Annotated in this window: 9 protein-coding genes; 5 read left to right on the top strand and 4 right to left on the bottom strand. The window is 47.9% G+C overall.

Annotated features, from left to right (window positions below; all coding sequences use genetic code 11):
* Positions 1-216: 216 nt before the first annotated feature.
* The 3 genes from KQI_RS0112105 to KQI_RS0112095 form a co-directional block, all read right to left on the bottom strand.
* Positions 217-1,521 carry an ABC transporter substrate-binding protein gene (locus KQI_RS0112105; protein ID WP_010347017.1) on the bottom strand — a complete coding sequence of 435 codons (1,305 nt, stop codon included), beginning with the start codon at positions 1,519-1,521 and terminating at the stop codon, positions 217-219.
* A 106-nt stretch (positions 1,522-1,627) separates the two neighbouring features.
* Entirely contained in the window at positions 1,628-3,274 is a 1,647-nt protein-coding gene (locus KQI_RS0112100; protein ID WP_010347016.1) for a response regulator, read from the bottom strand.
* Positions 3,267-5,126, bottom strand: a complete 1,860-nt coding sequence (locus tag KQI_RS0112095) for a sensor histidine kinase (RefSeq protein WP_029390129.1) — start codon at positions 5,124-5,126, stop codon at positions 3,267-3,269. The genes KQI_RS0112100 and KQI_RS0112095 overlap by 8 nt, the downstream gene beginning before the upstream one ends.
* Positions 5,127-5,247: 121 nt before the next feature.
* On the opposite strand from KQI_RS0112095, the gene KQI_RS0112090 reads away from it, so the two are divergent.
* The 3 genes from KQI_RS0112090 to KQI_RS0112080 all read left to right on the top strand — a co-directional run bounded on the left by KQI_RS0112090 (position 5,248) and on the right by KQI_RS0112080 (position 8,476).
* On the top strand, positions 5,248-6,144 hold the full coding sequence (locus KQI_RS0112090; RefSeq protein WP_010347013.1) for a carbohydrate ABC transporter permease: 897 nt from the start codon (positions 5,248-5,250) through the stop codon (positions 6,142-6,144).
* Complete coding sequence (locus tag KQI_RS0112085; protein ID WP_010347011.1) at positions 6,144-6,974, top strand: carbohydrate ABC transporter permease; 831 nt, start codon at positions 6,144-6,146, stop codon at positions 6,972-6,974. The genes KQI_RS0112090 and KQI_RS0112085 overlap by 1 nt, the downstream gene beginning before the upstream one ends.
* A 299-nt stretch (positions 6,975-7,273) precedes the next feature.
* A complete protein-coding gene (locus KQI_RS0112080) occupies positions 7,274-8,476 on the top strand; it encodes a GTP-binding protein (protein ID WP_010347010.1) in 1,203 nt (400 codons plus the stop codon).
* Positions 8,477-8,611: 135 nt separating this feature from the next.
* Here KQI_RS0112080 and lepB read toward each other — a convergent pair whose 3' ends face one another.
* The gene (gene lepB / locus KQI_RS0112075; RefSeq protein ID WP_010347009.1) at positions 8,612-9,232 is read right to left on the bottom strand and encodes a signal peptidase I; all 621 of its coding nucleotides are present in this window, start codon (positions 9,230-9,232) and stop codon (positions 8,612-8,614) included.
* A 330-nt stretch (positions 9,233-9,562) separates the two neighbouring features.
* Between lepB and KQI_RS0112070 the strand changes: the two genes are divergently transcribed.
* Together KQI_RS0112070 and KQI_RS0112065 are read left to right on the top strand one after the other, a co-directional pair.
* Positions 9,563-10,912, top strand: a complete 1,350-nt coding sequence (locus KQI_RS0112070; RefSeq protein ID WP_010347008.1) for a right-handed parallel beta-helix repeat-containing protein — start codon at positions 9,563-9,565, stop codon at positions 10,910-10,912.
* Between the two features lie 112 nt (positions 10,913-11,024).
* Complete coding sequence (locus tag KQI_RS0112065) at positions 11,025-12,557, top strand: MFS transporter (protein WP_010347007.1); 1,533 nt, start codon at positions 11,025-11,027, stop codon at positions 12,555-12,557.
* Positions 12,558-12,584: the final 27 nt, after the last annotated feature.

The following is a 12,584-nucleotide window of genomic DNA, read 5'->3' as shown; positions in this document are numbered from 1 at the left end:
GATTCCCCAACCGGAGTATCCCTCGTATTTGTACCGTGCAGTCATTATGTATGTTGTATGTCGTAGATATATTGCACACAATCTATTATCCGCAACTCAATAACTTTTTGCAAGTAAATATTTAAATATTATTAAATATTTTTTCGTCAATACTCCTTCAAAAGCCTATCCATAGCACAAAAAGACGCCCTTACGGACGTCTCTGACAAATCAGCCTTATTGTGCCGAGCCTAATTGTACCCAGGCTTTTTCAATCTCTGCAACCGCCTGATCCTTGTTCATGTTGCCGCTGATATAAGCCTGCATCAGCTCGCCAAATTTTTGGTGGAACGTATCCAGCGAGTAGTTGACAGACAGATCACCGGATTTCGATGTTTTCAAAATACTTTCCATTTCCTTAGGCATCTCCAGGTCAGGAAGCGGCGCATCTTTAATTGGAGGAATTACTTTTGCCACTTGGGAGAACCAGTTCTTACCGTATTCTGAAGTATACAGCCAGTTGAAAAATTCAATCGTTTCCTTGGCTACCTCGGAATCCTTGTTAATACGCAGCGCCTGATCCGCCCCGGTAATGATGACCGATTGCTCGGCTTTGTCACTTACCGGATATCCCATGATGCCAATCTTGAGATCAGGATTAATCTTCTTGATTGCTTCCTCATCCCACGCGCCTTTACCCGTCATAAACGCAGCTTTACCGGATGCAAAATCACTCACTTCCGCATTGCTGTCCCGTTCCAGCGGCTTATCTGTGCCATGCTTCACCGTCAAATCAATGAAGCTGAAGAAGTTGTTGTACAGCACCGGGTAGTCCTTGATTTTGGCTTTGCCTGCGATAAAATCACTAACAAGCTGCTTCGGCTCTACGCCCGCATCCTGCGCGGCGGCATCTACATAGTGCTGGAAGATGTGCTTCCATACCCACCACTCTTTATATGCATTGGCAAATGGAGTAATGCCTTTCGCCTCAAGCTTGGTGACTGCATCCTGCATCTCCGCAATCGTCTTAGGCGGGGAGGTTACTCCAGCCTTGGCAAGCAAATCCTTGTTGTAAATCAGCGCAAACAAGTTCCCCTTCACGGGCAATCCCAGCACTTTACCGTCGCTGGAGCTCATATTCGCCCGAACTGCATCCGTCATGGCTGCCGCCAGCGGTTCATTGGTCAGATCGGCGCTATAATCAGCATACGTATCAATATCGCCTCCTGCCGTCGTTTGGAATACATCCGGTGTACTGCCTGAGGCAATTTTCGACTTGAGAATCGTGTTATAGTCCGCCTGCATGATTTCCAGATTGATCTTTACGTTAGGCTTGACCTTCTTATACTCCTCAATATACGCGTTAAAAGCATCCGTATACTCTGGTGAGGCTGTGAACATATTAATTGTAACCGGTTTCAATTCTTCGTTACCGCCAGCCTTCCCTTTCGCCGCGTCTGAGTCACCGCTGCTTCCGCACCCGCTCAACAAACCGACCGTCAATAGCAGACTGCCGGACAACGCCATCATCTTCTTTAACATGGATACTCCCCCATTTGTTTGTGATCAACGTCCATGCGCTCATTCTAAAAAATATGGTCCGATTAAAAAAGGCAGATAAGTGAAGCGTTAAGGGTAAAAAAGTAGTTTATTGCAGGCTCACGCGATACTCGGACGGTGAAACCTGATAATAATTGCGAAAAGCCTTGCTGAAGTAGTTTTTATCCTTATAGCCCAGCATATCGGAAATCTCCTGAATTTTCAGGCCCGAATCGCCCAGTAGTTCCTTCGCCTTGTCCATACGGACCTTCTGTACATATTCGTGAATACCATAACCAAACTGCTGCTTGAACAGCTTCATCAGATATTCCCGGCTCAAGAAATAAGTCTCGGCAAAAAATGAAATTTTGATATCTTCAAAATAGTAACGGTCGATATGCTTTTTGATATCCGTTATATCAAAGGGCTGGTTCCCCGCCTGGGCATGCTGAACCCCGGCAATGTAAAGCTCCAGCATTCGGGTCAACCTGTGTCCGTAGTCGGCAAAGCTTGTAAAATCAGCAGACAGCTCGCCTTCAGCCACCCGTTCCGCTTCCTCAAAAGCGCCCTTTTGATTAGACGCCGACACAGATGTGACCAATTCAACCGCTGCTTCTCTCAGCAAAAAATGAAACTCCCTGATCAATCGATCCGCGTCCTGCAAGCGGAAAATAGAGCCGGATGCCAGTTGCTTCAGCAGATCGTTTAGCAGTATCTTTGCCCGGTTCGCCTGGCCTGTCTGGGCGTCCTTTTGGATCAACAGCAGCCGATCCGTCCACTGCACTTCCTCTGCTTTTATCGTTTGCCGAGGCGCCGTATGAAGGACGGAGGCTCCTTCTAGCTTCAACACATCCGTGCTGTGAATAAGCGCCTTCGCATCCACGTAAGCAGACGCCAGCTCCACTACATCTGCGCAAGGCTGGCCTACCCCGGCGGCCACCACCATGCCGAACAGCCCATGCAGGTTCGTCACCGCCTTCTGTGTCACCTGTGCCAGCAGAAGAGCCATATGTTCCTCCTGTCCCGGAGCCAGGGTACAGACGGAGACGACTTCACGCTCCCGTCTTGGATGAGGGAAGCTAAAGCAGCTCAACCGCTCGTCCGATGTCTGAGCCAGCACATTCGTTACGGCAAAGTCCATCAGCTCGGTATCGCCATGAAACCGTGTCCTGCGAACCTCATCCCTGTTCAACAGCCGCAGCACACTCACCCCAAAGCGATTCCCTGGATGATCTGCCCCGATCAAGGGGAGCAGCGTCGTATTCGCCTGTCTTTTAAAGCTGCCGTCCAAAATGGACAAATACAGCTTCTCCTTCAGCTTGGGCAGCGACATATTCAGCGTAATGTTCTGGCTGATGAACTCGTTTTCGCTTTGCTTCCGGCTTTCGAGGATGTCCACGGCCTTGCGCAGCGCCTGGTTCAGATCCTGTCGATGGATAGGCTTGAGCAAATAGTCCACCACCCGGGACTGTATCGCTTGCCGTGTATATTCGAAATCGTTGTAGCCGCTAATGACAATCGTCAGCAGATGGGGATACGCCTTTTCGATAGCACGAAGAAACTCGATACCGTTCAGCTCCGGCATTTTCATATCCACCATGACCACATCTATGTTGTGCTGACTCAGCATCTCCAGTCCAAGCCTTCCGTTCGTTGCCTCAAAGATATGTTCGATGCCGAGATGATCCCAATCCCCGACAATACGAATAGCTTCGCGCAACGGCTCCTCATCGTCAATAATCAGTACGTTATACATGACTACTACCTCCCTGGGGGATGCGCATTTTAATTTCCGTTCCCGTTTCATCTGTAAGTATGAATAATCCTGCCTGATCTCCATACAAAAGCTTTAAGCGTGTATTCAGATTTTTCAAGCCGATATGCTCGCTCTCCCGTTCCTCCCATTTTTCATGGAATGAATCCAGCACCTGCTTCAGCTTGTCCTTCGAGATCCCCGGCCCGTTATCCCTGACCGTAATGGTGGCATCTGTAGCACTGGATTCGGCTGAAATCACAATTAGAATATCGCTCGATACCTTTTCCAGTGCATGCTTGATGGAGTTTTCCACCAATGTCTGCACGGATAACCTCGGAATCTGCAGCTCCATCAGCGTTTCCTCCCATACCAGCTCCAACCGCAGCCTCGTCCCGAATCTTGCTTTTTGCAGGCCCATATACCGTTCAATATGCTTGAGCTCTTCGCGGGCAGCCACAATATCCTTGCCGTTGATGGAATATCGCAACGTTTGGGCCAAGGCATCGACCATATCAGCCATGTCGAACATCTCCCGCTTTAATGCCTGTGTGGATATGGCTTGCAGGGCATTATACAGAAAATGAGGATTAATTTCAGCCTCCAGTGCCTTGAGTATGGCATTTTTTTCGACCAGCTTCATTCGATAGCGCTCATTAATTAATTCTTCGGTTCTTTGGACCATTTCGTTAAAATGCAGCGACAAATACGCAATCTCGTCATGTCCCTTCACAGGAGCCGCTGCCCCAAAATCCCCGGTGCTAAACCGCTTCATCTGGGTAGACAGCTTGTGTAAAGGCCGGGTAATGGCATTCGAGGTCAGCGTCACCAAAATAATAGACACGCCTAAAAATAAAGCCCCGATCACGTAGCTCCAATTGCGCGTCGTCGTAGCCGCCTCATAAATTTGGCGGTAAGGAATAGGCTTGATGAGCTGCCAGCCTTCCTTTTCGCCAGCATCATAAACAATCAGATACTCCTGGTTGCTGCTGCGATCTGACCACGTTACCTGTCCGCTTCCTTCCTTTCCGATCTGTGCCAACACCCCCGAATCCCGTATACGCTCATACAGCGGAAAGCTGTCCACATAAAAGGGAACCCGTTCAGGGCTGATCAGCAGCAGGTGATCTCCTTTGCCCAGTGGGATGTTCTTCATAATATCGTCGACGGCGCTCGTATTGTAATAAAAGGACAACATCGCCTGCGGATGACGGGATGCAATCGACCTCAGCACTCGATGGTATGCCATAAAGCTGGCCTGTGGTGCCACATAGCCCATATCCGAACGGGAGCCCACAAAGGATTGAAACGACTCGTTGGTCGTGCTCGCCATCGCTTCTCGATACCAGGGGAGCTTGGGAATATCCGTATTAACTCCTTTGCGTACCGTAATGTTATACGTCTCCCGGGTAACCACATAGTATTGATGGCGGTCGGCCACGTACAGATAGATGGCCTCCAGATCATTGCGCGAATAAAACATGCTGCGCAAGTAATTCTCGATGACCATACGCGAAGCATAGTCATTGTTCTCATTGGCAATCGCGTTCATGATATCGTTATAACGAAGCTGCGGAAGCGCCAACTGCTGCATCCCCTCCAGGTAATCCTCCAAATTTTGATTGACCAGCAGCAGATTATTGGTTGTGCTGGCGATGCTATGGTTGACCGACTCCTTTTCAATCATCTGATAGGAAATAATCGTGAGCGAGCCCACCACCAGAATGATCACCGAGGTAAAAAGCAGTATAAGCTTGTTCACTAATTTCTGCGTAATTCGCCTCCATATGGATCGAAGAAGCGCGCCTGCCCGCTCTGATATCATAATAATCGCCCCTTTTGAAAGCGTACACATTTTTACCCTCAACTGTTTTCTTAAATCCATTGGTCCGGCCGAGGGGCTATCCTATACTTTCATTATATCTCAAACGGCTTGGAGCGAAAGATCGGAAAATGTTGAGAAAAAGAGGTGCGTTATGCTGAAAAAGAGGGGAATTGGGGGCGACAAGGGCAGTAAATTGGAATTCGGTTTATTCACACTGCCCGTAATCTTGTGCATTACGATTGCATTTTATATTCCGTTTATCATGACGATACGCTATTCCCTGACCAAGTGGAACGGCATTGCCAAACATCCGAAATTTGTAGGTCTGGATAACTTCAAGCAAATCCTGCTCGGAGACGCCAACTTTGCACATGCAGCCTGGTTTACCGTCAAATATGCCATTCTGTACATTGTGCTGGTGAACGTGCTGGCCATTTTGCTGGCGCTCGTCCTCGACATGAAGCTGAAAAGCTCGGCCTGGCTGCGGGCGGCTTTCTTTATCCCTTACATCCTCAGCCTCGTGATCGTGGGATTTATCTGGAAATTCATCTTCATGCAGGGCTTTGAATCACTGGGGCACAGTACGGGCTGGGGCATCTTCCAGCTAAGCTGGCTGGGTGAGGAAGGGCTCGCGTTTGTTTCCATTTTGGCGGTATCCATTTGGCAATCCATTGGCTTTTACATGGTGATTTACATTGCAGGCCTGCAATCCGTACCGGACGATTTGAAGGAAGCTGCCATTGTAGACGGAGCAGGGCCGATTCGCAGGTTTTTCAGTATTATTTTGCCGTTGCTCGCACCTTCCATTACCATCTCGGTCTTCATGGCATTGACCAATTCGATCAAGGTGTTCGACGTCATTTTATCCCTTACAGGCGGTGGGCCGGGAGGTACGACCTACAGTATTGCCTATGATATTTATCGGGACACGTTCCAGAACAATCTGTACGGCTACGGAACAGCCAAAGCTTTGATTTTATTCGTCGCCGTGCTGATCATTACAATCATTCAATTGTCTATTTTCAAACGCAGGGAGGTTGAAGCCTGATGCAACGCAGCCGTACGGGACGTATTTTGCTGGAAGCGGGTATGATTATATTATCGCTGTTATTTCTGTACCCGCTGTTTCTCGCCATTAACAATTCGTTCAAAAGCTTCGCTGAGGTCATGACCGACGTCATTGCGCTGCCTAAGCAGTTTTCGCTGGATAACTACGTATATGTATGGCAGTTTATTAACTACCCACGCTTGTTTCTGAACAACACAATCATTACGGTGGTTGGGCTGACAGGTATCGTGCTGGTATCCTCCATCGCCGCCTACAAGCTGGCACGAACCAAAAGCAAATGGAGCTCCGTGATTTACATGCTGTGCATCATGCCGATGCTGATTCCGTTTCAGTCCATTATGCTAACCGTCCTGCGGCTGGCAAAAGACCTGCATTTGGCGGACAGCACTTGGGGGCTTGGCCTATTGTACTGGGGTTTTGGCGCACCGCTGGCCGTATTCATCTATCACGGCTTCGTGAAAGGTATTCCTGCCGAGATTGATGAAAGTGCCAAGATCGACGGAGCTTCGGGCTTCCGGCTTTTCTTTTCCGTGATTTTTCCTTTGCTGAAATCCGTCACCGCCACCATCATTATTATCGACGTGATGTGGATCTGGAATGATTTCCTGCTGCCCCTGCTCATGGTTAACGGCTCCCCCAGCACCAAAACGCTTACGCTGGCGGCTTATACCTTCGTTGGGCAGTATACATCAGACTGGCAATATGCCATGACCGCGATGGTAATGGCTGTGCTGCCTTCCATTATTGTATTTATCTTTCTGCAAAAATACATTGTCAAAGGCGTTGTTGCCGGAGCTGTAAAGGGCTGAGACAGCTATATGAATACAGGGTTGAAAAAAAGGACTTGCGTGTAATTAGCGCAAGTCCTTCTTGGCCTTATCGTTATCGTAATCGAGCCTGTGCATCTGTCAGCACCGCACTAAGCCTTAAACCGTCCCAATGCCTTGAGCATCTCTTCGATGGAGTCTCCCTTTCCTTGACATTTTCTCTCATTAATGATTTACTGTTTTTATTATTCGTAATTATTACGATTAAATAATTCGAATTAAGAAAGTACTGCAACATATTCAGCATTTCATAAACACTTTCGAAGGGATGAGTGATTACGTTGGCAAACACGATCGAATCGGAAAAGAAAATACCGGTTACGGTACTAAGCGGGTACCTCGGCGCTGGCAAAACCACGCTGCTCAACCATGTTCTGAACAACCGCGAAGGCTTGCGTGTAGCTGTCATTGTCAATGACATGAGTGAGGTAAATATCGATGCCGATCTCGTTCGTGACGGTGGAGGATTATCCCGCGTAGATGAGAAGCTGGTAGAAATGTCCAACGGCTGCATCTGCTGCACCTTGCGGGAGGATTTATTAAAGGAAGTGGAGCGACTAGCGCTCGACAAAAAGTTTGACTACATCCTTATTGAATCCACGGGTATAGGCGAGCCGATCCCGGTTGCCCAGACGTTCAGCTATGTAGATGAAGAGAATGGCATAGATCTGACCAAGCTGACGCGACTGGATACTATGGTTACCGTCGTGAATGCGCCGGAATTTTGGAAGGACTTCTATTCGAGAGATTCGCTCAAGGATCGTGGGCAGGAAATGGCAGAGGAGGATGCACGCGGCATCGTTGATTTGCTGATTGAGCAGGTGGAATTCTGTGACGTGCTGATCATTAACAAATGTGATCTTGTATCCCCGGAGGAGCTGGAACGACTGGAAAAAGCGCTGCGCGGCATTCAGCCAAACGCCAAAATCATTCGTTCCGAATACGGTAAAGTTGATCCGAAGGAGATTTTGAACACGCACCGCTTCGATTTTGAAGCAGCCAGTCAAGCGGCAGGCTGGATACAGGAAATGAATAAAGATGAGCACATACCGGAGACAGAGGAATACGGCATTGCTTCGTTTGTGTACAAGCGCAAGATTCCATTTCACCCCGAACGCTTGCTGAAATGGCTGGCACAATGGCCTGCTGAGGTTGTCCGCTCCAAGGGGTTGGTGTGGTTCGCCACCCAGAACCGTACTGCTTTTACATTCAGTCAGGCGGGCAGTTCTAAGCAATTCGCGCGCGCAGGGCTATGGGTATCTGCCTTGACCGAAGAAGAACGACAATACTATCTCGGTGAGGATTTTGAAAAGACACCTGACTGGGATGAACAACATGGCGACCGGGTGACCAAGCTTGTATTCATCGGTATCGATATGGACCGGGAAGAGATCGAACGCACATTGGATAAGGCGCTGCTGACTCCTGAAGAAATGGAACAGGACTGGAGCAAGCTGCCTGACCCTTTTACGAAAAAAATATAATATATAAGCTGAACTAAAAAATGTACAAGTAAAACGGAGCAGGCGGAATGGTGCTGTACAAGCAAAGCGATGGCGATGGGAACCACCATCCGTCTGCGTAGTGGCATGATAGGTAGCTTTTAAGTTCAGCTTATATTATTTATGCTTGACCCACTGCATACTGTTCAGCGGCCAAAATATCACATCCGCACGTCCAACAATATCTTTAATTGAGACAAAGCCAATGGCACGACTGTCCCTACTGTTATTGCGGTTGTCACCCATGGCAAATATATAACCCTCGGGAACCTTGGAATCCGTTATGGTCCCGTTTGGAAAGTCCACATTGTTGTATAGCTCTCCCTTGGCGTGCGCCTTCTGGATGGCCCCTTGAATGTAGGGTTCCTCTACTTTCTTGCCATTTACGTACAGGTTGTCGCCCTGGTATTGGATCTGATCCCCCGCAACACCAATAACACGCTTAATAAAATCCTTACTTTCTTTTCTGACATGAAATACAATAACCTCACCGGGCTTGGGATCACGCAAACTATAAATAATCTTGTTCACGACAACTCGTTCATCTGTCTTGAAGTTCGGTTCCATGGATGCTCCCTCAACGATAAATGGCGCAAATAGCAGCCAACGTATAATGAACACGAGCACAATGGCCACAATAATCGCTTTAAGCCAATCTATCATCTCACTTTTAACTAGCGGCTGCTTTTCCAGCAATTCTTTAGACGTTGGATTCGTCAAATCATTCCTGTTCTCCATGCGTTAAACCCGCCTTTTCTCACAGATTTCATTCCTATTATATGTATAATGTTTAAGTATAATCAAATTTTCCCAATCTGGCAAAACTGCATTTTTAGTTGAAACAAATGTGTGAACTTTTTTTCACAATCTCAAAAAAACAGCAAAAAAACTGTTGATGCAAACGTTAACATATATTACACTGTGCATATGCATCTTAGAGCGTTTCGGACATATGATAGGAGAATCTGTCACCCAGGAGGTGTCCTGTTTTTACTGGAAAGACAGCATGAACCACTTGTAAATATGCTATCTATTTCAAAATAAGAGCTCAAATAAGGAGGAATTTACATGTTTAAACGTAATGATCGTCCAAAATACGGCTTTAACGCTCTAAGTCTCGGTGTTTCTTTTGTTTTTGCTTCTTCATGTCTTATTGGAACCGCTTACGCAGATACGTCATCCAGCATTTCTTCCTCTGCCCTCTCTACAGAGATTTCCGGCATAGTTGATTCGTCTGCTGTCTCCACAACGTTGGCTGCGGGCGACTTGTATGTAGCACCAAATGGTAACGTGTCCAATCCGGGCACCATATCCAGTCCTACCACTCTTGAAGCAGCACTAACACAAATTGCACCGGGTAAAACGATTTACCTGCGCGGCGGCAACTACGCCTACTCCTCAACGATCACCGTTCAGCATGGGAATAACGGAAGCAAGGGCTCACTCAAGGGGCTTGTTGCTTACGGCAGCGAAAAGCCAGTGCTTGATTTTTCAGCTCAAGCCTTTGGTTCAAGCAACCGGGGACTTCAGCTTAACGGAGATTATTGGCTGGTAAAAGGGCTTGAAGTCAAAGGTGCCGGGGATAACGGTATCTATATTGGCGGTAGTAATAACCGGATTGAAAATGTGGAAACCCACCACAACCGGGATACTGGACTCCAGCTTGGACGTTACTCCCCTAACGCCTCCAACAGTGAGTGGCCTGCAAACAATTTGATTTTGAATTCCTACTCTCACGATAACGCTGATCCCGATAATGGTGAGGATGCTGACGGCTTTGCTGCCAAGCTGACTGTAGGACCAGGCAATGTGTTTGATAACTGCTTGGCTGCATACAATGTAGACGATGGCTGGGATTTGTATAGCAAAACCGAAACAGGCCCCATCGGTGAAGTAACCATTTTGAACAGTGTTGCCCACCACAACGGGCAGACCTCAGATGGAACGTCTACCAAGAACAGTGACGGCAACGGCTTTAAGCTGGGTGGAGACAAAATCAAAGTCAACCATATCGTGAAAAACAGTATTGCTTACCAGAACAAAAAACACGGCTTCACCTACAATAGCAACCCAGGCAGTATTACGTTGACCAATAATACCTCGTGGGACAATGGACAAAGTAATTTTGCTTTTGACAAGGGTGATCATGTGTTCATCAACAACCTTTCCTTTGCGGGAAGCTCCAGTGACAAAACAAGCGGTACAGATCAAGACAACTCCAGTGTTTGGTGGAAAAACAAAAAATCGACGAATGCCAAAGGTCTGGTAGTCAGTGCAGACGATTTTGTCAGTCTCACGCCTTCCATCACACGAGGTGCAGACGGTTCCATCCAGTTGGGCAATTTCCTTAAGCTGGCCAAAGGAAGCGATCTGATCGGCTCGGGAACGCCGAGCGGCACTAATATAGGGGCACGCTAAAAGCCCCTTCCCATCAGGACGCCCTGGCCCATCTACCAACCTAGACAATTCTGCATTATATAGCGACCGGTGATTGTCCTCATAACCATAGAAAATATGAGGTGAACAGACCATGGAACGAAAAATCACACTGAAACACACTCTCGCCTATGGAAGCGGCAACATGCTGGGAAGCGGCGCACTTGCCGTCAGCGGCGCATGGCTCATGTACTTCTATACGACCTTTTGCGGACTGTCTCCGGTTCAGGCCGCAGCCATTTTCTCCGTTGCCAGCATTATCGATGCAGTCAGCAATCCGATCATGGGCTTCATCAGCGACAACTTTCATCGAACCCGCTTGGGCCGTAAATTCGGCAGACGCCGTTTTTTCATCATGCTGGGTATCCCGCTGATGCTCGTGTATCCGTTGCTTTGGGTAGATGGGTTGGGCTTCTGGTATTACCTGAGTACCTACGTGCTGTTTGAGCTGGTATATACCTCTGTTATGGTGCCGTATGAAGCACTTGCCGCAGAGATGACCCGGGATTTCGGCGCTCGCTCCAGGCTGACTGGATGGAAAGCAATGTTTGGTAAAATGGCCAACTTTGCTGCTGCTTTCATCCCTGGTCGCTTTATCGCCGCTTACGGCAAAGATTCTCCATTGCCCTTTTTGTACACCGGGCTTGTGTTTGCAGCTATTCTGCTGATTGCCCTGGCATTTTTGTACAAAAACTCATGGGAACGTCCCGACGAGGAACTGCAAAAGGAATTGGAAGGTGAGGCTCCTCTCTCTTTTATTGATTCCATGAAAAAGCTCTTTATCGATATTTCATCGACCTTCCGGGTAAAAACGTTCCGTCATCATCTTGGTATGTATTTAGGGGGCTTTTCAGCTGAATGGCTGTTCACATCTGCCTTCACGTACTTTATTGTCTTCTCCTTGTTTCAAAGCTCGGAGACGGTATCCAATCTCAACAGCTTTAACTCTGTAATTCAACTGATTTCCACCTATTTGTTCATTCAATTTTGCGTGCGCAAAGGCTTCCGTATGCCTTTCATCGCCGCACTCGTCATCGTTTGCTTCAGCGTATTGGGTTACGGTGTGCTCTACTTGACAGGTGCCTCCAATATGATGATGTGGTTGTACGTGATCACACTGTTCATGGGACTTGGTACAGGCGGTGTCTACTACATCCCCTGGAACCAATATACGTTCCTTGCCGATGTGGATGAAGCACTAACTGGTCGTCGCCGCGAGGGTATTTATGCGGGTATGATGACGTTTGCTGGCAAAATGGTGCGGGCCGTAGTCGTCTTCATTCTCGGCTGGGTGTTACAGCACTTTGGCTTCATATCCGGGGCCGATACCCAACCGATTGCTGCCCAACACGCCATCTTTTATGTACTCATAGTGGGCACTATCGCTCTGGCGATCATCGGTATGATTGCTTCTGTCGTGATGAAGCTGGACATTGACAGCCACAAGAAGCTCATCACCGAAATTGATCGTCTCAAGAACGGGGGCTCCATGAAATCAGCTAAGCCGGAAACACGTAAGGTGTTCGAACAACTGACAGGGTTTAGTTACGATCGGTGCTGGGGCAACAACAATGTTGGCTTCAAGAGCAAGCCTGTTGACCCTAAGACTCATACTCCATCCATGTAAACCAGAACAACGATCATAGATCGAACA

Origin of the sequence: Paenibacillus peoriae KCTC 3763, assembly GCF_000236805.1 — a bacterium.
In the GTDB taxonomy this organism is placed as follows: Bacteria; Bacillota; Bacilli; order Paenibacillales; family Paenibacillaceae; genus Paenibacillus; species Paenibacillus peoriae.
This window is presented reverse-complemented; position numbering and strand designations above follow the sequence as displayed.